The sequence below is a fragment of the Hoeflea sp. EC-HK425 genome (assembly GCF_902498795.1).
Lineage (GTDB): Bacteria > Pseudomonadota > Alphaproteobacteria > Rhizobiales > Rhizobiaceae > Hoeflea > Hoeflea alexandrii.
Genome location: NZ_LR701572.1, coordinates 3,618,021 through 3,639,595, shown reverse-complemented (window position 1 = coordinate 3,639,595; position 21,575 = coordinate 3,618,021). Strand labels below are relative to the sequence as shown.

The 21,575-nt window shown below is 60.5% G+C and carries 18 protein-coding genes; 16 read left to right on the top strand and 2 right to left on the bottom strand.

From position 1 onward, the window contains the following. Window positions 1-103: 103 nt before the first annotated feature. Window positions 104-922: a sugar phosphate isomerase/epimerase family protein gene (locus tag SPHINGO391_RS20140; RefSeq protein ID WP_152010518.1), complete on the bottom strand. Its 819-nt coding sequence runs from the start codon at window positions 920-922 to the stop codon at window positions 104-106. Between the two features lie 204 nt (window positions 923-1,126). Here SPHINGO391_RS20140 and SPHINGO391_RS20135 point away from each other — a divergent pair, with 204 nt between their 5' ends. From SPHINGO391_RS20135 to SPHINGO391_RS20110, 6 genes are all read left to right on the top strand, one after another. Further along, the gene (locus tag SPHINGO391_RS20135) at window positions 1,127-2,596 is read left to right on the top strand and encodes an alkaline phosphatase family protein (RefSeq protein ID WP_193217352.1); all 1,470 of its coding nucleotides are present in this window, start codon (window positions 1,127-1,129) and stop codon (window positions 2,594-2,596) included. Between the two features lie 212 nt (window positions 2,597-2,808). Continuing rightward, a complete protein-coding gene (locus tag SPHINGO391_RS20130; RefSeq protein ID WP_244615457.1) occupies window positions 2,809-4,443 on the top strand; it encodes an ABC transporter substrate-binding protein in 1,635 nt (544 codons plus the stop codon). Between the two features lie 63 nt (window positions 4,444-4,506). Beyond that, a complete protein-coding gene (locus SPHINGO391_RS20125; protein WP_152010515.1) occupies window positions 4,507-5,532 on the top strand; it encodes an ABC transporter ATP-binding protein in 1,026 nt (341 codons plus the stop codon). After that, window positions 5,529-6,530, top strand: a complete 1,002-nt coding sequence (locus tag SPHINGO391_RS20120; RefSeq protein ID WP_152010514.1) for an oligopeptide/dipeptide ABC transporter ATP-binding protein — start codon at window positions 5,529-5,531, stop codon at window positions 6,528-6,530. The genes SPHINGO391_RS20125 and SPHINGO391_RS20120 overlap by 4 nt, the downstream gene beginning before the upstream one ends. Before the next feature lie 5 nt (window positions 6,531-6,535). Beyond that, window positions 6,536-7,471: an ABC transporter permease gene (locus tag SPHINGO391_RS20115; protein ID WP_152010513.1), complete on the top strand. Its 936-nt coding sequence runs from the start codon at window positions 6,536-6,538 to the stop codon at window positions 7,469-7,471. Window positions 7,472-7,473: 2 nt separating this feature from the next. Next, complete coding sequence (locus SPHINGO391_RS20110) at window positions 7,474-8,391, top strand: ABC transporter permease (RefSeq protein ID WP_152010512.1); 918 nt, start codon at window positions 7,474-7,476, stop codon at window positions 8,389-8,391. Between the two features lie 275 nt (window positions 8,392-8,666). Here the strand turns inward: SPHINGO391_RS20110 and SPHINGO391_RS20105 are convergent, their stop codons facing one another. Next, window positions 8,667-9,374, bottom strand: coding sequence for a Crp/Fnr family transcriptional regulator (locus SPHINGO391_RS20105; protein WP_152010511.1), 708 nt, complete (start codon window positions 9,372-9,374; stop codon window positions 8,667-8,669). Window positions 9,375-9,536: 162 nt separating this feature from the next. Here SPHINGO391_RS20105 and SPHINGO391_RS20100 point away from each other — a divergent pair, with 162 nt between their 5' ends. The 10 genes from SPHINGO391_RS20100 (at window position 9,537) to SPHINGO391_RS20055 (ending at window position 21,547) form a co-directional block, all read left to right on the top strand. Further along, window positions 9,537-10,730: an NnrS family protein gene (locus SPHINGO391_RS20100; RefSeq protein ID WP_152010510.1), complete on the top strand. Its 1,194-nt coding sequence runs from the start codon at window positions 9,537-9,539 to the stop codon at window positions 10,728-10,730. Window positions 10,731-10,970: 240 nt separating this feature from the next. Further along, entirely contained in the window at window positions 10,971-13,214 is a 2,244-nt protein-coding gene (locus SPHINGO391_RS20095) for a NosR/NirI family protein (protein WP_152010509.1), read from the top strand. A gap of 12 nt (window positions 13,215-13,226) precedes the next feature. Then, on the top strand, window positions 13,227-15,146 hold the full coding sequence (nosZ, locus tag SPHINGO391_RS20090; protein WP_152010508.1) for a TAT-dependent nitrous-oxide reductase: 1,920 nt from the start codon (window positions 13,227-13,229) through the stop codon (window positions 15,144-15,146). Between the two features lie 12 nt (window positions 15,147-15,158). Further along, window positions 15,159-16,427 (top strand): nitrous oxide reductase family maturation protein NosD, encoded by a 1,269-nt coding sequence (locus tag SPHINGO391_RS20085; RefSeq protein ID WP_152010507.1) that lies wholly within the window; start codon window positions 15,159-15,161, stop codon window positions 16,425-16,427. Between the two features lie 29 nt (window positions 16,428-16,456). Continuing rightward, window positions 16,457-17,353, top strand: coding sequence for an ABC transporter ATP-binding protein (locus SPHINGO391_RS20080; RefSeq protein ID WP_244615276.1), 897 nt, complete (start codon window positions 16,457-16,459; stop codon window positions 17,351-17,353). Then, window positions 17,341-18,171 (top strand): ABC transporter permease subunit, encoded by an 831-nt coding sequence (locus tag SPHINGO391_RS20075; RefSeq protein ID WP_152010505.1) that lies wholly within the window; start codon window positions 17,341-17,343, stop codon window positions 18,169-18,171. The genes SPHINGO391_RS20080 and SPHINGO391_RS20075 overlap by 13 nt, the downstream gene beginning before the upstream one ends. Next, a complete protein-coding gene (locus SPHINGO391_RS20070; protein ID WP_152010504.1) occupies window positions 18,168-18,719 on the top strand; it encodes a nitrous oxide reductase accessory protein NosL in 552 nt (183 codons plus the stop codon). Before SPHINGO391_RS20075 ends, SPHINGO391_RS20070 begins: the two co-directional genes overlap by 4 nt. Further along, window positions 18,716-19,660: an FAD:protein FMN transferase gene (locus tag SPHINGO391_RS20065; RefSeq protein WP_152010503.1), complete on the top strand. Its 945-nt coding sequence runs from the start codon at window positions 18,716-18,718 to the stop codon at window positions 19,658-19,660. The genes SPHINGO391_RS20070 and SPHINGO391_RS20065 overlap by 4 nt, the downstream gene beginning before the upstream one ends. 175 nt (window positions 19,661-19,835) lie before the next feature. Beyond that, window positions 19,836-20,729, top strand: a complete 894-nt coding sequence (locus SPHINGO391_RS20060; RefSeq protein ID WP_244615274.1) for a sugar ABC transporter permease — start codon at window positions 19,836-19,838, stop codon at window positions 20,727-20,729. 41 nt (window positions 20,730-20,770) lie between these two features. Continuing rightward, window positions 20,771-21,547 (top strand): carbohydrate ABC transporter permease, encoded by a 777-nt coding sequence (locus tag SPHINGO391_RS20055; RefSeq protein WP_152010502.1) that lies wholly within the window; start codon window positions 20,771-20,773, stop codon window positions 21,545-21,547. Window positions 21,548-21,575: the final 28 nt, after the last annotated feature.

The window sequence follows — 21,575 nt, the reverse complement described above, 5'->3', positions numbered from 1 at the left end:
CCGGCGGGAAACCGCCGAGGCCGGGACAACTCTTGACCTGGATCTGATCACAGCAGGGGCCGGGATTTAGGTTTTCCCGGCCCCTGCTGGTTCTTTGTTGAACCTACTGTCCAAGCCCGAGGGATTGCAGATAGGCAACGGAATCCGGGATCCTGGTCTTGTCGCGGATCTCGACGATCAGGCGCGGATTGGAGGTCAGTGTGCCAAGAGCGGCAAAGATCGGGTGCCAGCGGATGATGCCTTCGCCGAGGCTCCAGTGGCGGTCGGCGTAACCGTCGGCGTCCTGCAAGTGGACATGCTGCAGCAGGTTGCCTGCGGCTCCGACATAATAGTCGACCGGCGGCGCGCCGGTGGAGCCATGGGCGTAGCAGGCATGGCCGGTATCGATCGACACGGCAATGGCCTCGGACTGGAAGCTTTTCACCAATTCCACCCGGGCATGCGGGTCAACATCCTCGATGTTCTCGACCACCAGAACGCAGCCCATGTCTTCCGCGCGCTTGACGATCTCGCCGATGGCGTCATGGGTTCGCTCGACGACCGAGGCGCGGGCATTCGGGAGATTGTCGAGATTGTTGTAGTCCCATGTGGAGTAGGGCGAATGGATGACCATCTGGTTGGCGCCGATCGCCTCGCAGACATCGAGACCCTGGTGAAACCGCTTGCGGACGATGGCACGCACATCGGGATCCTGTGAAGCAATGTTGAAGCCCCAGAACGGGCCGTGAATGCCGATGCGGCCCTCGTGGCCGTCGAGCAGCTTGCGGGCGTGCGCCGCCACGGAAGCCCAATCGCCATTGAGCAGGCTGGCGTCAAAAAAATCCTGGATCTCGATGTCGCGTGGCAATTCACGCATGAATTCATAATGGGTTTCGTAAGTGGCGATTGTCATCGCCGCGCCGATTACAGGCAAATCACTCATGGCCGGACCTTCTCCTGATTGGGCGAGGTCGATCGGGCCCCGCCTGCATGATCGGCTATAGCGCCGTGCATGCGACAGGCGGATATCAGAACCGTGACGGATCGATGAAGGTTGGCGGAGAGCTGAAGGTATCACGCGTCTGTAGCATGTCTGTCGCATTGAGGGTGCATGCTTGCCGGAGGTGACAAAAAGGAGACGAAAGCAGTGTCAACCAAGGTCGCGCGCGTGGTGATTGCCGTATTTGACGGGCTTCGGCCCGACCGCATTTCAGAAGAGTTGACTCCCAACCTGCATCGCTTCGTGACCGGCGGGCTCTGGTACCGGGAGGCCCGCTCGGTGTTTCCCTCCATGACCCGTGTTGCCACCACCAGTTTCGCAACCGGATCGCACCCTACCCAACATGGGGTGGTCAACAACGCTTTCTTTCATCCGGCAATCAGCGGCGGAGAGCCGCTCGATACGTCACGCGCGGCCCACATAAGGGTCGCCAACACCTGGCATGACGGCGAATTTGTCGAGGCCAAGGGCCTCGGCTGCGCACTGGCCGCCGCCGGCAAGCGGTTGGCTGTCGTGCATTCGGGATCGGCCGGCTCGGCCTGGCTGCTCAACCATCGCGCCAGGGAGCATGATCACTGGACGTTTTCGATCCACGGTCGGGATCACACCGACACCCCGGAAGCCGTAGATCAATCTATCGCGCGCTTTGGCCCGCTTCCCGGCGGAAAGACACCCAAGCTCGACGAGGCCTCCTACGCCACGCGGGTGCTGACGGAGCTGGTCTTGCCCGAAGTGAAGCCGGATGTCGCCATCATATGGTTTTCAGAGCCCGACACCTCCTATCACTTCCACGAGATCGGCTCTCCCGAATCCGACTTGGCGACTGCTCATGTCGACGCCTGTTTCGGCAAGATCGTCGATGCCATCCGCGCCTCGGACCATGTGGACGAGACAATGCTGGTCGTCATGAGCGATCACGGCCAGATCTCGACCACCTCGGCCTTCGATCTTTTGGGTGCGCTGAGGGAAAACGGCTTTGCCGCCGGATGCCGGGCCGAACCGGGCGTCGAGGTGCTGGTGACGCCGGGATCGGCTGCCGGATTGACGCTGGCCGATGGGGATCTGTCGCGGCTGCAAGCCCTCGGGGCGGCGCTGATGGAGATGCCCGAAACCGGGCTGTTGTTCAGCGGGGCAGGTGAAAGCGGAGAGCCGGTCATCAGCGGTGCGTTCAATCGCGCCCTGGTTGGCGCTGATCATCCCCGGTCGCCCGACCTTTACTGGGTTGGACGGTCGTCGACCGAGGCCGATCAGCACGGGTTGGCCGGCGCCGGCGTCTACACGACCGGCGTCAATGTGCCGGTCGGGGGCGGCATGCATGGCGGCCTCAATCCCTTCGAGATGAATACGCTGCTTGCCTTTGGCGGCGCCAACATGCCCGCAACCTGCGTCAGCGATCACGCCAATCTGACGGATATCGTTCCGACCGTGCTGGCTGTTCTGGGCGTTGACCGGCCCGCCACGATGACAGGCGTGCCTCTCGATCAAGTGCTTGGAAAGCAGGCTCCCGAAACACGGCGGGTCCGTCTCGAGGCTGGGACTGGCGATTTCTGGCAATATCTCGTCCTTGGCTCCGCCGAGGGACGGCAACGCATGGCGTTGAGTGGCGGTCGCATCTGAAAGCAGGGATCACCGCCTGTGGCGGTGTCTGTGCATTGTCATCAAAAATTTACCAAGACGAATCCTGACCGTCACATCCCGCCGTTACCTGTGCCCTTGTCTTTGGGCCTGCACTAGGGACCCCGGGCGAGATCATGAGATTTACAATCACGCACAGATGCGAAGTTGAGGAACGGAACATGACCCACAGCCGCACGCTTAAAGGCGCCATGATGATTGGTGCATATCTCCTTGCAACGACAATGCTCACGATGCCCGGGCAGGCTTTGGCCGAGGATCGCCCAGAGATCACGGTTGCAGTCCAGCAGATCGTCAATGCCGGCGCACTCGATGTGCTGCGCGAGCAGTCCAACGTCGGAGCCCGGGTGTTCTACTCGATCTTCGAAACCCTGATCGACTACGACCGCCAGAACGCTGACCTGCCGCAGAAGCCGGGTCTTGCCACCGAATGGAAGCGCATCGACGACAAGACCGTCGAGTTGAAGCTGCGCCCCGGCGTCAAGTTCCACAACGGCGATGTCATGACGGCAGACGATGTCGTCTTCACCTTCTCGAAGGAGCGCTTCGGTCTTCTCGACGAGCAGGACAGTGCGCGCAAGGATGGCAAGACACTGTTCACCGCGAGCGCCAGTGCCGCGGTTGGCGGCAAGGTCCCGCCAGCCGAAGTCGCAGCCGTGGCAAAGCGTGCCTGGCCCAATCTCGACCGCGTTGAAAAGGTCGACGACATGACCGTCCGCTTTGTCTCGACGGTTGCCGATCCGACGCTCGAAGGCCGCATTTCCCGCTATGGCGCGGAAATCCTCTCCAAGCGCGCCTATGAGGAGGCCGAGTCCTGGCTCGCCTTCGCCCAGAAGCCGGTCGGCACCGGGCCCTACAAGGTTGTTGAATTCAAGCCCGACAACATTCTCGTTCTCGAAGCCCATGACGATTACTGGGGTGGCACGCCGCCGGTCAAGACCCTGCGCTTTGCCGTGGTTCCCGAAGTCGCAAGCCGCGTCAACGGCCTTCTCTCTGGCGAATATGATTTCATCACCGACCTTCCGCCGGACCAGATCAACACGGTTGAATCCAATGCCGCGTTCGAAGTTGTCGGCGGTCCGATCACCAACCACCGCCTGATGGTGTTCGACAAGAACAACGGCCCGATGCAGAACGCCAAGATCCGCCAGGCAATGACCCATGCGATCGACCGGGAGACCATCGTCGAGACCCTCTGGGACGGCCGCACATCGGTCCCAGCCGGCCTGCAGTGGTCCTACTACGGTGACATGTTCCTCTCCGACTGGACCGTGCCTGAATACAACATGGAACTGGCAAAGAAGCTGGTCCAGGAATCGGGATATGATGGCGAGGAAATCACCTTCCGCGTTCTCAACAACTACTACACCAACCAGGTCTCCACCGCGCAGATCAATGCCGAATCCTTCCGCCAGATCGGTCTCAACGTGAAGATCGAGATGAAGGAAAACTGGCAGCAGATCTTCGACAAGGAGAGCGGCCCGCGCATGGTTCGCGACTGGTCGAACTCGGCTCCTTTCCCGGATCCGGTTTCCTCGATCGTCAACCAGCATTGCCAGAACGGCCAGCAGCAGCAGGTCGGCGAATGGACCAATGAAGAGTTCAACGCGCTTTGCATCAAGCTCGAAACCTCGACCGATCTTGAAGAGCGCCGTGCTTCCTTCCGCCGGATGCTCGAAATCGCCGAGCGCGAAGATCCTGCCTACACTGTGCTGCACCAGAGCGCGATCTTCTTCGGCAAGCGCAAGGACATCGAGTGGAACTGGTCCGGGCTGCAGTCGATGGACTTCCGGGCGGCCAACTTCCAGGTTGTTGCGCCGGGCAACTAAAGCCAAGGGCCGGGGCGCGAACTGCGCGCCCCGGCCCTTTTTGTTGCAACGGAGAACCGGCCCATGGAAACGCTTCTTTCAATCAAGGACCTGACGATCGATTTCGACCAGGGAAAGCGCTTCGTCAGGGCGCTGCACGGTGTCAGCCTGAATGTTGCCAGGGGCGAGGTTCTGGGTGTTGTCGGCGAATCCGGTTGCGGCAAGTCGATCACCTGGCTGGCGGCATTGGGGCTGCTCGGCAGCAAGGCGCGCATTTCCGGCTCTGTCCGGCTCAACGGGCAGGAGATAGCCAGAGCTCCGGAAAACGATCTTGCGGGCTTACGTGGCGGTCGCATCGCCATGATCTTCCAGGACCCCTCGAGTTCCCTCAATCCGGTGCACCGTATCGGCCGGCAGATCGTTGAAGCACTGAAGCTGCACCGGGGCTTGACCGGAGCCTCGGCCAATGCGGAGGCGGCGCGTCTTCTCGACCGGGTCGGCATCGCCAACGCCACCCGGCGTCTGCGCGAATATCCGCACGAAATGTCGGGCGGCATGAACCAGCGCATCATGATTGCCATGGCGCTTGCGGGTGAGCCCGACCTGCTGATCGCCGATGAGCCGACCACGGCGCTTGACGCTACCATCCAGGCGCAGATCCTTGATCTGCTGACTGAATTGCGTCGCGATAGCGGGATGGCGCTAGTCCTGATTTCCCATGATTTGGGCGTCGTTGCCGACATGAGCGACCGGGTGGCGGTGATGTATGGCGGCCGTGTGATTGAGGAAGCCGACACCGGTTCGCTGTTTGACAGCCCGGCGCATCCCTACACCAAGGGGCTCATCGCGGCGCTTCCGGACATTGACGGTCCGCGCCGGCGTCTCGAATCCATTCCCGGAACCGTGCCGGCTCCCGACCAGCTGCCTCCGGGCTGCAGCTTTGCACCCCGCTGCGCACTCGCCAGCAAGATCTGCGATGCCAGGTTGCCGTCATTCCTGCCCTATGGCGACAAGCAAAGCCATTTTGCCGCCTGCATCAAATGCAGGGGAGACGCACCGACTGAAACGGCGTCGATGCCCGGCAACAAGAGCGCGCTGGTGCCGGCATGACCAACCTGCTGCGTGTAAACGATCTCAAGCGGCACTACGAGGTCCATGTTCCGGAGGGCCTGTTTGGCCGGAAGGCCTCGCTCAAGGCTGTCGATGGCGTTTCCTTTTCCATCGAGAAGGGCCGTACCCTGGGTCTGGTCGGGGAGTCTGGTTGCGGCAAGTCGACCACGGCCAAGCTGGTACTCGGTCTGATACCGGCGACCGCGGGCACGGTTGAATTCGCTGGAACGCGCGTGACGGCCAGGCACGATGCACAGTGGCGGGCGATGCGGCGACGCATGCAGATGATCTACCAGGATCCGCTTGGCGCGCTCGACCGGCGACTGCCTGTGATCACCCAGATCGCCGAACCGTTCGAGATCCACTATGCGCAAATGCCTGCCGCCGAGCGAACCGACCGCGCTGCAGTGTTGATGGACTCCGTCGGGCTCAGGCCGGATATGGCCATGCGTTATCCGCACGAACTTTCGGGCGGGCAACGCCAGCGCGTGGTGATCGCGCGGGCGCTGGCGCTGGAGCCGGACCTCTTGGTCTGCGACGAGCCGGTGTCTGCGCTTGATGTCTCGATCCAGGCCCAGGTTCTCAACCTGCTCGACGACCTGCGCGAGCGCACCGGATTTGCCGCCCTGTTCATCAGCCATGACCTGAAGGTTGTTCGCCAGATGTCGGACCAGGTCGCGGTGATGTATCTCGGACGCATCGTCGAATCCGGGCTGCCGGAAGAAGTGTTCCGGCGCCCGCAGCACCCCTACACCAAGGCCCTTGTCTCGGCCATTCCGACACCTGCACGGCGGGGAAAGCGTGAGCGGATCGTGCTCGAAGGTGATCCACCCAGCCCTGTTGATGTGCCCTCCGGCTGCAGCTTTCACACCCGCTGCCCGATTGCTCAGGCTTCCTGCCGAAACGCGGTTCCGCAGCTGGTGGCAAGTGGCGGCCATGCGGTGGCGTGCCACCTCGTCAATGCTGGTGCCACCCCGGCTGTTCAGGCGGCGGAGTAGGGATCATGGTTCAGTATTTGTTGATGAAGATTTTCCGCGCTCTGGTGACAGTAACACTGATTGTCTCAGCGGCCTTCGTTGTGCTCAGGCTGTCGGGCGATCCGGCGATCATCATTCTGGGACCGGAAGCGCCGCCGGAAGCCTTTGAAGCGTTCCGGCGGAACTGGGGCCTCGACCAGCCGATCTGGGTTCAGTACTTCAAGTATTTCGCGGCCGTGTTCCAGGGCGACCTTGGCAACTCGATGCGGGACGGGCGCTCGGCGCTGGTCGTCGTCGGTGAGCGGATCCCGCTCACTCTCGCTATCACCTTGCCGGCGCTCTTCATCAAGCTTGCCATCGGTCTGCCGGCCGGCGTGATGGCGGCGCTCTATCGCAATACCTGGGTGGACAGGCTGATCATGATGCTGTCGGTGGCCGGATTTACTGTGCCGAGTTTCGTCCTCGGACTGGTGTTGGCGATGATCTTCGCGGTCTGGCTCGGATGGCTTCCATCCGGCGGTTCGGACACCTGGGCGCATGCGGTGCTGCCGACGGTGACCATGGGCCTGGTGGGCGCCGCCGTCATCGCCCGCTTCACGCGCTCAGCCATGCTCGAAGTATTGGGGCAGCCCTACATCCGGACGGCCTCGGCCAAGGGATTGCTGTGGCGCGATGTCGTGCGCAACCATGCGCTGCCGAATGCCGCGATCCCGACGCTGACGATCATCGGTTTTCTGGTCGGTTCGCTGGTGGCAGGTGCGGTGGTGGTGGAGAGCGTCTTCTCATGGCCGGGCGTCGGGCGGCTTCTGGTCAATGCGGTGGCCAACCGGGACCTGGCCGTTGTCCAGGTGATCCTGCTTCTTGTCGGCCTGACCATGGTCGGCGCAAATCTCACTGTTGATATTCTCTACGGGATCGTCGATCCACGTCTTCGCATCAAGCGGCTTCAGGCCGGGAGCTGACCATGACAATCGACACCACGCCGGACCTTGAACCGGCCTCTCCCACACAGGCAAGCGGCAGCGTATTCACGTCGAAAAGCCGGCTTAGGGCCTTCTTCGAAGCCTGGCCGCCGCTGGTCCTGATTGCACTGTTCTGGGTCGGGGTGATTGCAGTCGTGGTTGTTGGCGCAAAGTGGATCGCGCCCTACGACTTCATGGCGCTTGACCTGAGAGCCCGGTTGATCCCCCCGGTCTTCATGGGGGGCGACTGGACTCATCCGCTGGGAACGGATGAGCTGGGCCGGGACGTGCTGTCCCGGCTGATTGTCTCGATCCAGATTTCGATGGTCATCGCGTTCCTGTCGACGCTGATCGCCGCCATTGTCGGGGTGTCGCTCGGGTTCATTGCCGCCTATTTCAGGGGGCGTATCGAACAGGTCATCCTGATGCTGATCGACGCCCAGGCCGCCATGCCGTTCATGATCATCGCCCTGGCCGTGCTTGCCTTTCTCGGCAGTTCTCTGTTCTTGTTCACGATCCTCATGGGCTTTTACGGCTGGGAGCGGATCGCGCGTATCTCCAGAGGATTGGCGATTTCCGCCAATGAGCGCGGCTATGCCACAGCCGTGCGCGACCTCGGCGCGACGCCTTTCCGGATCTATTCGCGGCATATCCTGCCCAACATCGCCTCGACACTGATCGTCTCGCTGACGCTGAACTTCCCGGAAGTGATCCTGCTCGAATCCGGTCTGTCGTTCCTGGGCCTTGGTGTACAGCCGCCGATGACCTCGCTTGGCAACATGGTCGGGTATGGCCGCGACTATATCCAGTCCGCGCCATGGATCATGCTGGCGCCGAGTGCCGCAATCGTGCTGACAACCCTGTCGATCTCGATCCTCGGGGACTGGATGCGCGACAAGTTTGATCCGACCCTCGATTGAGGCGCGTTACTCCCCTCTCGCCTTGTGCTTGGAAGCGTCGCAACAAGGGCTAGCATTCCGGGCGCGGGACTGTTTCTTATCCGGCTCTGATGGCACCTGATTGAAGATCCGGAGGCATTCTCAGGTAGCATTTGATGTCCGGGGAAAGGCGAACGGAGCCAAGGTCTTGTTTCACGGGCTTGAAATCCGGTGCGCCGGTTGCCGGCCACCCGGCCAAGAGTGCCGGTGATCTGGTGGCCTGGCTCAGGCCTTCTTTCGCCGAAGCGTCTGGATCTTTACGACCTGCGTCCCGCCTGGCCGCTGGCGACCATGACCAGCTTGTGCCCTTCCATAAGTGTCACCTTCTGACGGCTCGATTTCACCCATCCGGCATGTTCCCAGCCACTGAGAAGGCGGGACACCGTGTGAAGAGTAGTGCCGGTCATTTCCGAGATGTCCTGACGGGAAATCGGAAAATCGATGAGTGTGCCCTCTTCGGTCTTGCGTCCCGACTGGTTGGCCAGTTTGAGGACCGCGTTTGCCACGCGCTGCTCGACCCGCTCGGTCGCAAGCTCAACCACCTTGTCCTGTGTTTCGAGCAGGCGCTCACCGAGCATTGCATAGGTATTGGTGGCGAAGCCCGGGTGGGCCGAGACAATGCTCTCCCACAAGTGCGATGGCCAGGCGAGCAGCACACAGTCAGCTGCCGCAACGGCGTTTGCCGGATAGCTGTCCCTGCCGATTGCCTTGGCAATGCCCAGCAATTCGCCGCTGGCTATAAATCGGACAATCACCTGCTCGCCGTCCGGAGCCAGCTTGACCACCCGCACATAACCGTCCAGCAGCAGATAAAACGAATGAGCTTCCTCTCCCTGACGAAAAACGTGGGCATTTTTCGGCTGTCGAAGTGGTTTTGCACCTTCGAGAATGTGTTCGAGCGCAGGCTGATCCATACCCATGAACGGCGGCAGGCCCGCGAGCAGGGAAGGATCGAGACGGCTCATCAAGTTTCTCCAGTTTGTGCAATTGCAAAGAACCCGGCTTCCAACTTGATAGGGTCATAGTCAAGCCAATGCAATCGCGCCAAGGGAGGCGGGTGCGCCGGTTGCACAGCGGTGCGACCTGCAGACGGCAGATATGCGCAAAGACCGAAGCAGAGTCCCATCATGGCAATTCCGAGAACCCGCCCCTACAAGGGGCCAGCACTCCTGAGTTACGGGTTTCGCCCGTTTTTCCTGTTCGGGGCCCTGTATTCAGGGCTCTCAATCCTGCTGTGGCTGCCGCAGCTTTACGGTCAGCTCAGTCTTTCAACTCTTTTTGCGCCAACCGACTGGCATGTTCACGAGCTCTATTTCGGCTTCCTTCCGGCCATCGTGACGGGTTTTCTGTTTACCGCGGTTCCCAACTGGACCGGCCGCATGCCGCTGCAGGGGATGGGTCTTCTGATGCTGCTGCTGATCTGGATTGCCGGGCGGGTGGCTGTCACGTTCTCGAGCCATATCGGCTGGCAGGCGGCGCTGGGTATCGACGCCGCTTTTCTGATCGCGGTGGCCATGACCATCGCCCGCGAAATCATTGCCGGTTCCAACTGGCGCAACCTCAAAGTGTTGTTGCCTCTTCTGATTTTGACCGCTGCCAACATCACCTTCCATCTGGAAGCCCATAACAGCGGCGTGTCCGATATCAGCAGGAGGCTTGCGGCGCTTGCAGCCATCACACTGATCATGCTGATTGGTGGCCGCATCGTCCCGAGCTTCACCCGGAACTGGCTTGTGCGCGAAAATCCCGGCCGGCTGCCGGCTGCTTTCTCCAGCTTTGATGTCGTCTCGATCGCAATTGCAGTTGTTGCTCTGGCTGCGTGGGCTGCATGGCCGGACTCGGTGACAACGTCGGCTCTCATGGCACTTGCGGCCATGGTACAGCTTCTCAGGCTGGCCCGCTGGGCAGGGCACCTGACGCTGCGCGACCCATTGGTCTGGATGCTGCATGCCTCCTACCTGTTCGTGCCTGTCGGTTTCGGCCTTATCGCCGCTTCCGGGTTCTGGCCGGTGTGGTTGTCTCCGCTTGCGGGAATTCATGCATTGGGTGTCGGTGCGGTCGGCGGCATGACGCTCGCCGTGATGATCCGGGCTTCGCTCGGCCACACGGGTCAGCCCCTAAGAGCCGGCCTATCGGGAACCCTGATTTTTTCCGCCTTGCTGGTCGCAACTCTCGCCCGCATCGTGGCGGTGGTAAGTGACGCCAATGCTGACCTTGGCCTGCAGGTAGCCGCATTCGCCTGGATGGTAGCCTTCATCGGTTTCGCGGTTGCCTTCGGACCTGCGCTTTGCCGCAGGCGCAAAACCAGGGCTGCTCAGTAGAGGCATGCCAACCGAGAGAGCCGGTGGTGTCATCGATGATGATGGCAAGACATTGTCGCGGCAACGATCAATCCGGGATGGAACCCGAGGGGATCGGTTCGTACGGTAATAGATAGCATATCCAACATATAACATATTGAAATCAGGCTGCATTTCGTTCCGGAGATTGCATTTTCGCAAAGAGCGGAATCTGTCGCCACAGTAGTTTCGCGTTGAAAAAACCGGATGAAGTGACGCGAAATGATGAAGCCCGATAAAGGCCGATCCTGGGTAATTGCAGCGCTTGCGATTGTCATCGGATTCTTGGCAGGCACTGCCCAGGCTGAGCCGCTGGTCATGAAATTCCTGGACAAGGCAAATGTCGGCGACATCGTCCCCGGCGCCACGGAGTATGGCCAATTGCGGCCGGACATTCCCGTGGTCGAGGCGCTCAAAGACGGCAAGGTCGTCGGCTACGTCTTCCTGACATCGGACTTCGTGACGACAACCGGCTATTCCGGCAAGCCGATCCACACCCTCATGGGTGTGGATGACAATGCCAAGGTGACCGGCGTCCGCCTGGTCAAGCATTCCGAACCGATCGTGCTGATCGGCATTCCCGAATCCAAGATCACCGCGGTGACGGAAAAATACGCCGGACTGGATCTCATCGCCGAGGCCGCCGCCGGCGGCTCGGCGCATGATCTCGACATCGTCTCGGGCGCCACCGTGACCATCATCGTCATCGACGATTCCATCGTTCGCGCCGGGCTGAAAGTGGCGCGGTCTCTTGGCCTTGGCGGACTGGAGCCCGAACTGGCTAGCGCCGCGCCAACGAGATCGCTTGCGATGCCGAGCGGTGGTGACGTCAAGATATCCGACTGGCAGACGCTTGCCGGAGACGGGTCGATCCGCAGCCTGCGGCTTGATATCGGTCAGGTGAACACGGCATTCGAGGAGACCGGTGACGCCCGCGCCATCAAGCGCCCGGAAAAAGGCGCGCCCGATGATACGTTTATCGACATGCAGATGGCGCTGGTCAGCGCGCCTGAAATCGGCCGCACCCTGCTTGGCGACGATGAGTATGCCAACCTGCTCGAATGGCTCGATGAAGGCGACCAGGCGATCCTGGTGGCTGGCCGCGGCAAATATTCCTTCAAGGGATCGGGCTATGTGCGCGGCGGCATCTTTGACCGCATCCAGCTGATCCAGGGCGATACCGCGGTTCGCTTCCACGACAAGCAGCACAAGCGTCTCGGCAAGCTCGCGGCTCAGGATGCTCCGTCGTTCACCGAACTTGATATCTTCAAGATCAAGGCCGGCAGCGGCTTTGATCCGGCGGAACCGTTCAGGCTGCAGCTCTTGGTGCAGCGCGCCGTCGGCGCCATCGACAAGGCCTTCATCACCTTTGATCTCGGCTACCGCATTCCAGACCGCCATACCGAAAAGCTCGCGGCCGAGACGGTTGAGGTCGCAAACCCGCAGATCCAGAGCGACGTGGCTGTCTCTGACACCAGCGAGCTGAGCCATTTGTGGAAGCGCATCTGGCTGCAGAAGCGCGTCGAGGTCGTGGTCCTGATTGCGGCCCTGGTCATCCTGACAGGCGTGTTCTTCTTCCAGATGCAGGTGACCCGGCATGAGCGGTTTACCTACTGGTTCCGCATAGGCTTCCTGGTGTTCACGCTGGTGGGGCTCGGCTGGTACGCCAATGCGCAATTGTCGGTGGTCAATGTGCTGGCATTCTTCTCGGCGGTGATGGCAGGCTTCTCCTGGTCGGCCTTCCTGATGGATCCGCTTGTCTTCATCCTGTGGTTTTCGGTGGCGGCGTCGCTGCTGTTTTGGGGCCGCGGCGTCTATTGCGGCTGGCTCTGCCCGTTCGGTGCGCTGCAGGAACTCACCAACAAGATCGCCCGCTTCTTCAGGATTCCGCAATACACGGTGCCCTGGGGCCTGCATGAACGGCTGTGGCCGATCAAGTACATGATCTTTCTCGGCCTGTTCGGCCTGTCGCTCTATTCGCTGGAACTGGCCGAGCAGTTCGCGGAAGTCGAACCGTTCAAGACGGCGATCATCCTCAAGTTCCAGCGTGGCTGGCCCTACATCCTGTTCGTGGTCGTGCTCATAGGTGCAGCGCTGTTCATCGAGCGGTTCTACTGCCGCTACCTGTGCCCGCTTGGCGCGGCGCTGGCGATCCCGGCGCGGCTCAGAATGTTCGACTGGCTCAAACGCTACAAGGAATGCGGAGATCCGTGCCAGCGTTGCGCCAAGGAATGCATGGTTCAGGCGATCCATCCCGAAGGCAATATCAATCCCAACGAATGCCTGCAGTGCCTGCACTGCCAGGTGCTCTACCAGAGCGCCACCAAGTGCCCGGTTTGCATCAAGACTGAAGCCAAGCGCGCAAAATTCTGCAAGCAGAACGGTCTCGATCCCATCGCTCCGGCATCGACCGGCATCGGGCAGCCGCGCGTGGGAAATAATTCAACACCACAACCATCAACCTGAAGGAGACTGCAAATGTCAGCCGAAGAAACCAAACAGAAAGGCCTGTCACGGCGATCCCTCATGTCCGCCACGGCAGGAGGAGCCTTCCTCGCCGGATCCGGAATGGGATCCGAGCTGCTCAGCGGTGCGCTTGTCAGCAAGGCGCATGCTTCGACGCCGAAACTGAACTTCGAGCCGGGTGAGCTTGACCCCTATTACGGCTTCTGGTCGTCGGGCCAGAGCGGCGAGTTGCGCATTCTCGGTTTTCCGTCGATGCGCGAGCTGATGCGGGTTCCGGTGTTCAACCGCTGCTCGGCCACGGGCTGGGGCCAGACCAATGAGAGCCTGAAGATCCTCACCGAAGGCCTGACCGAGGAGACCAAGGCGTTTCTCGCGGCCAAGGGCATGAAGACCTACGACAATGGCGACCTTCACCATCCGCACATGTCGTTCACCGAAGGCACCTATGACGGTCGTTACATCTTCGCCAACGACAAGGCCAACACCAGGGTCGCACGCATTCGCTGCGACGTGATGAAATGCGACAAGATCATCGAGATCCCGAACGCGCATGACATCCACGGCATGCGGCCGCAGAAATATCCGCGCACCGGCTATGTCTTCGCCAATGGCGAACATGAAGCGCCGTTGGTCAATGACGGCAAGATCCTTGATGATCCGTCGCAGTATGTGAACATCTTCACCGCCATCGATGGCGACGAGATGAAGGTCGCCTGGCAGGTCATGGTGTCGGGAAATCTCGACAACACCGATTGCGACTATCAGGGCAAGTATGCCTTCTCATCGAGCTACAACTCGGAAATGGGCATGAATCTGGCCGAGATGACCGAGAGCGAACTCGACCATGTGGTGGTGTTCAACCTGAAAGCCATTGAGGACGGCGTTGCCGCCGGCGATGTGCAGATGCTCAACGGCGTGCCGGTCATCGACGGGCGCAAGGGCCAGAACAAGAAATACACCCGCTACATCCCGATCCCGAACAGCCCGCACGGCGTCAATGCCGCGCCGGACAAGAAGCACATCATGATCAACGGCAAGCTGTCGCCGACCGTCTCGATCATCGACGTGACAAAGCTCGACGCCCTGTTCGAGGAAGATGCCGATCCGCGGTCCTGCATCGTTGGTGAACCCGAACTGGGACTCGGGCCGCTTCACACGGCCTTTGACGGCAAGGGGTTTGCCTACACGACGCTGTTCCTCGACAGCCAGATCGTCAAGTGGGACATCGACAAGGCCATCCGTGCCTTTGCCGGCGAGGATGTCGACCCGATCGTCTCAAAGGTCGATGTCCACTACCAGCCGGGTCACAACTCGACCTCAATGGGCGAAACCGCGGAAGCCGACGGCGCCTGGCTGATCTCGATGAACAAGTTCTCCAAGGACCGGTTCCTCAATGTCGGCCCGCTGAAGCCGGAGAACGAACAGCTCATCGACATCTCGACCGATGACATGAAGGTGGTTCACGACGGACCGACTTTTGCCGAGCCGCACGACAGCATCATCGTGCGGGCGGACATCGTCAATCCGGTCAATGTGTGGTCGCGCGAAGACCCGGTGTTTGCCGATGCCTACGCCCAGGCGAAAGCCGATGGCGTGGATCTCGATTACGACGACGTCGTCATCGAGGAAGGCAACAAGGTGCGCGTCTACATGACTTCGGTCGCCCCGCAGTTCGGCCTTGAGAAGTTCACGGTCAAGCAGGGTCAGGAAGTCACGGTCTATGTGACCAATCTCGACGATGTCGACGACGTCACCCACGGTTTCTGCATTTCGAACTATGGCATTGCGATGGAAGTCGCTCCGCAGGCGACCGCGTCGATCACGTTCACGGCTGATCGTCCCGGCGTTCACTGGTTCTACTGCCAGTGGTTCTGCCATGCCCTGCACATGGAAATGCGCGGCCGCATGTTTGTCGAACCGCGCAACAGCTGAGGCCATGAGACCATGAAACTGACCGCCCGCATAATCTCAGTGCTGCTCGGAACCGCCCTTCTCACCGGATCGGCGAACGCCGCCGATATCCGCGTCGAACCGCGTCCTGATGCACTGGTGCGGGCGGTCGAACTGGCCCGCCCGGGTGACAGACTTGTGTTGTCGCCGGGGGCCTACAACGGCGGGATTGTCCTGACCAAGTCGGTTGAGCTGATGGGCGACGGAAAGGCCCATGTTGTCGGCACGGGCAGCGGCTCCGTCATCACCATCGATGCGCCGGATGTGGTGATAGACGGCTTAAGGCTGACCGGGTCGGGCTCCTCGCACGAGACCATCGACAGCGGTGTGCAGATGACCAGGAATGCAACCCGCGCCATCGTCCGCAACAGCCATATCGAAGGCAATCTCTACGGGGTCGACATCCATGGCGCCCGCGATGCCCGTGTCGAAGGCAACACCATCATTGGCGGCGACGACAGGCTGATGAGCCGTCGCGGCAATGGCGTTTATGTCTGGAACGCGCCCGGAGCGACGGTATCGGGCAACACGATCCGGCAAGGTCGGGACGGCATTTTCGTCAACACCAGCCGCAAGAACAGCTTCACCAACAATCGTTTCGAGAAGCTGCGCTTCGCCATTCACTACATGAATGCCGATGACAGCGAAGTTTCCGGAAACACCTCAATCGGCAACCATCTTGGCTACGCCGTCATGTTTTCAAAGCGCGTGACCCTGCGCGACAATATCTCGCTGGATGACCGCGATCACGGCATCATGCTCAATTATGCCAACAACGCCGTCATCGAAGGCAACGCCGTTGTCGGCGGCGGCGAAAAATGCCTGTTCGTCTACAATGCCAACAAGAACCGCATTCGAGGCAACCGCATCGAAGGTTGCGAGATCGGCATCCACTTCACCGGCGGCTCGGCGCGCAACGAAATCACCGGTAATGCCTTCATCGGCAACCGCACCCAGATCAAGTTTGTCAGCACCAGGGATCACGTCTGGTCCGGCAATTACTGGAGCGACCACGCGGCCTACGACGTCAATGGCGACGGCATTGCCGACCAGGTATTCCGCCCCAATGACGCGATGGATCAGGTGCTGTGGACCCAGCCATCGGCGAAACTTCTGCTGGGCAGCCCCGCTGTGCAGTTGGTGCGCTGGGCGCAGAGTGAATTTCCGGCGCTGCTGCCCGGCGGCATCGTTGATGACCGGCCCTTGATGAAACCGCATGCGCTGCCCGAAACCGCGCGCAAATGGAAAGAATCGCTGCAATGACCGAGATCGTCAAAGCCAGGAATGTGAGCATGAAATTCAAGGCCGTCGAGGCGCTGACCGATGTCTCGCTCGACGTGGCGCCGGGTGAACAGGTTGCCTTGCTCGGCCACAATGGTGCCGGCAAGACCACATTGTTCCGCCTGATCCTCGGGTTCATCAAGCCAACCGCCGGTTCCATTTCCATTGCCGGTTTCACGCCGGGCAGCGATGCGGCGCGGCGGGTTGTCTCCTACCTGCCCGAGCAGGTGGCGTTTCCGAAAATGCTGACCGGCCGCGAAGTTGTCCGCTTCTACGCCAGGCTCAAGGATGCAGCGCCCGAGGATGTGCAGGCGGTGCTCGACAAGGTCGAACTCGTTGAGGCGGCCGACCGCCGTGTGGACACCTATTCAAAGGGGATGCGGCAACGGCTGGGGCTGGCGCAGGCGCTGGTCGGAAACCCCCGGCTGCTGTTGCTCGACGAGCCGACCTCCGGCCTCGACCCGCTTTCAAGACAGCATTTCTACGAGTTGATCGCCGATGTCAGCCGGCGGGGCTGCTCGGTACTGTTGTCCTCGCACGGGCTCAGCGAACTCGAAGCCAGGACCGACCGCGTGGCCATCCTGCGCAAGGGGCGGCTGGTTGCCGACGGGCCATTGGCCGAACTGCAGCATCAGGCCGATCTTCCGATCCGCATCCGCGTGCGCGCCGCTTCCGGTGCCGTTGGCTCCGTCCATGCGGCGATCGGTGGCGGCCGCATCAATTGCGCCTCGGTTGAGCTCTACTGCGCCAAGGCAGACAAGATGCGCATCCTGTCAAAGATCAGTGGACTAGGCGCGCAGGTGGAGGACGTCGATGTCGCTTCCCCGACGCTGGACGAGGTCTACCGGTATTTCTCCAACAACGGGATTGAACAAACCCGGAGAGGTGACATCCAATGCACGGCGTAATCACCATCGCTGCAACAGAAATCTGGATCGGTCTTCGCAACCGCTGGATCATCCTGTCGTCGCTCATTCTTCTGGCCTTCGCACTCATCCTCGTGCTTCTGGGCAGCGCGCCGGGTGGCGAAGTCAAGACCGATGCGGTCACCGTTGTCGTTGCCAGCCTGTCGACGCTGTCGGTCTATCTGGTCCCGCTGATTGCCCTGTTGTTGGCCTTCGACGCCATCGCCGGCGAGATTGACCGGGGCACGTTGCAACTGGTGCTCGCCAGCCCGGTCTCCCGTGGCGCCGTGCTTTTCGGCAAGTTTCTGGGCCATGTTGCCGTTCTCGCCATCGCGGTCAGTTTTGGCTACGGCATTGCCGGTCTCGTGGCGTTTTTCGCCAGTGGTGGAGTTGACGCCGTTGCCCTGATTGGTGTCGGCCGCCTGATCGCAAGCTCTATGATACTCGGCGCGACCTTCATCGCCATCGGCTATATCGCCAGCGCCAGCGTGCGCCAGACCGGGACGGCGGCAGCACTTGCGATCGCGATCTGGCTGTTTGCCGTAGTGCTCTATGACTTGGCGCTTCTGGGCGGATTGCTGGCCAGTCAGGACGGCTTCTTCGCCCGTGTCGTGTTCCCCTGGTTGCTGGTGTTCAATCCGGCGGATGCATTCCGGCTTTACAACATGAACGCCATCGATGCGATCGCCGTCGGCAGTAATCTGGGCGGCTCCGGTTCGGGGCTGCCTGTTTCCGGTCTCGTTATCATGCTCAGCCCAATGGCCTGGACCGCCATCGCCCTGGGACTCTCAACCTTCATTCTCAAAGGGGTCAGGCCATGAACATCTTCGTGCGGCTGTCAGCCATTGTTGCGATGGCGATCACCATTTCGGCTTGCAGCGAGCAAGAGGCAAAGATCGAGATCCCGCAGCCTGTGGCGCTGAGCGAAGAGTCGGTCGGGCACTACTGCAACATGACTATTCTCGAGCACACAGGACCCAAGGCGCAGATCCACCTGGTCAACAATCCCCACCCGATCTGGTTCAGTCAGGTGCGGGATGGCATCGCCTTCCTCCGCTCGCCCGAAGAAAATTATGAAACGGTCGCGGTCTATGTCAACGACATGGGCAAGGCGGAGGATTGGGACTTTCCCGGAGACGACACCTGGATTGACGTGCAGAAGGCGTGGTTTGTCATCGGCTCAGCCAAGACCGGCGGCATGGGGACGCCGGAGGCGATTCCGTTTGGCGACGAGCAAACTGCATCCGCCTTTGCAACCGAAAATGGCGGTGTGGTGGTTCGACTGGCTGAAATCCCCGATGCCTATGTGCTCGGTCCCGTCGGTTTCGATCAGAAGCAGGAAGTCTCGATGACAGGAGCAAGCCAATGAGCTTTTCCCGACGCCGTTTCATCGCAATTGCGGCAGGCTTTGCGCTGTCCGCCAAGCCCGGCAGCGCCGCACCCGGTGATGGTGCACGCTGGCGCGGAGTCACCCTTGGCGCCGAGACGGACCTGCGCATTGTCGGCATGCCGTGCCCGCAAGCCGAGCACCTTATCGGCGTAGCCCGCGCGGAAATCGAACGTCTCGCAAAGCAGTTCAGTCTCTACCGGCAAGACAGCGCGCTTGTTTCGCTCAACGGTGCCGGTTTTCTGCGGGATCCTTCACCGGATATGCTCGAGCTGCTCAGCCTGGCCGGGTCCGTGCACGAGGCAAGTGAAGGCATGTTTGACCCGACCATTCAGCCATTGTGGAAGGCCTATGCGGAGAGCGGCGGGCGGCCTGGTCGTGCTTCGACCCGCAGGGCCCTTGAGCGGGTCGGCTGGAACATGGTCGAAGTGTCGCCGGCGATTGTCCGGCTGCCAAATGGCGGTGCGATGACGCTGAACGGCATTGCGCAAGGGTTCATTACCGACAAGGTCGTCGCGCTGCTCAAATCGTTTGGCCTCGAGCATGCGCTGGTCAATGTTGGCGAGATTAGTGCAGTTGGCAGGCCGGCAGGGTTTGAGGCCTGGCCGGTGCATCTGGATGCAGCGGGCACATCGCGCAAGACGGTTGGACTGAGGGACCGTTCGGTGGCAACGTCGGGCGCGGTGGGAACCACGCTGGATGCGTCTCAGTCTGTCAGCCATATTGTTGATCCGCGCAATGGAAAGCCCGCACCGGTCCTATGGCGCAGAATGAGCGTGATGCATCGTTCCGCGGCACTGGCTGACGGGATCTCCACAGCCGCGGTCTTGATGGAGGCAGGCCAATTGACCGCCATGGCGCATCAGTTTGATGGTCTGTCTATCGACGCCATATCCCGGAACGGCTCTTCATTTCTGCTTTGACACGATATCCCTGATTTCCGTCCGATCCGCGCACTGGCAAGCCAGAGCCGATCTGACTGGCCGCCTGGTGCTCATTTGACCCGGTGGCAGAAGACGATATGAGTGTGTTCAAAATCGATTGGCGGGAACGGCCCAGGCGCGCCTGATCCGGAAGTGGTGAAATTGGAATTCGTTCTTGGCTGGTAGCGGACATTCGAAGATAGACTCCAATTCGGCCTGGTGGCTGCTACTGCCCGCATTGCTCGTCCTGGCATTTGTCGGCGTTCTGCCGCTTTTGACCATCTTCAACTACTCGTTCTTCGATATTTTCACGCTGGAAGACCGGTACTGGGTCGGAACGGAATGGTACCGCGAGATCCTCGCCTCAGAACGCTTCCTGCATAGTCTGGGGCGAAGCCTGCTGTTTTCCGCCATTGTCCTGTCGATCCAGATTCCGCTGGGGGTCTACATCGCGCTGCTTCTACCGAGGGAAGGCCGTGTCAAAACGGCGATCCTGATGGTGCTTGCGCTTCCGTTGATGGTGCCGTGGAACACAGTGCCGTCGATGTGGGTCAGTTTCATGGATGAGCAATCCGGTTTTGGAGGTCAGGCGGTTTCGCTTCTGGGGTTCGATTTCGACTACAAGTTCAATGCCGTTCACACTTGGATCCTGCTTGTGGCGATGGACACCTGGCACTGGATCGGACTGGTCGTCATCCTCTGCTATTCCGGTCTGTCGACGATCTCCCCTGCCTACTATCAGGCCGCAGCAATCGACGGAGCGTCGCGGTTGCAGGTCTTCCGGTATGTGGAACTGCCGAAAATGAGCGGTGTGCTTATGATGGCGGTGCTGCTGAGGTTCATGGACAGCTTCATGATCTACACGGAGGCGTTCCGGGTCAATGCCGGTGGGCCGAACCATGCCACAAGCTTCCTGTCCCTGGACCTGGGGGAGGAAATCGCGGCATTTGACTATGGACCTGCAGCAGCGCGATCGATCATCTATTTCGTTATCATTCTGACGGTGGCCTGGGCCTTCAAGACGATCATGAACATCCGCCAGGGCGAGAGCCGCCGGGTGGGTGCCTGATGGTGCGCGCCAGATCAACAGCCAGCAGACTGAAGACCTTGATGGTGTATGTCTTGCTGACCGCGCTTGTGGGTTTCGTGCTTTTGCCATTCGTGCAGATGCTTGTGCTCAGCTTCACCTCTACCCTGCCGAGAGACGGCATTGCCCAATGGCAGTTCAGCACCATCAATTTTCAGAGCATCATCGCGTCACCGCTGCTTTCAGGCTCGATTGTCAACTCGATCATCTATGTCAGCCTGAATGTCATCGTAACACTGCTGGTTGCAATTCCGGCGGCCTATGCCATTGCGCGCTATCGGTTTACCGGCGACAAGCATGTCTTCCTGCTTCTGATTGCCTTCCGGATAACACCACCCGTTGTCCTGACCCTTCCGGTCTTCATCCTGTTTGCCAAGGTCGGGCTGGTGAACACTCCGGTGGGCATCGCGTTGGTGCATTGTGTCTTCAACATCCCGATCGCCATATGGATTCTTGAAAGCTTCATTTCGGCGGTACCCAGAGAGCTTGATGAAACGGCATTTCTCGACGGCTACTCGCTGCCGCGGTTCTTCGTCCGGCAATTGTTGCCGCTGATTGCGCCCGGTGTCGGAGTGGCGGCGTTCTTCTGTTTCATGTTCTCGTGGGTGGAAGTGGTGTTTGCGCGGATACTGACGGTGACCGGTGGCAAGCCCATCACCATGGCCATCAACACGCTTTACGGCTTCAGAACGGATATCGGGCTGGTCATGGCCATGACGCTTGTGTCTCTCATCCCCGGACTGGCCGTCATCTATTTCGTCAGGAACCATATTGCCAAGGGGTTCATCGTCAGGACCTGAAGCAATCGCATGTCCTCGCCGGTTCAGG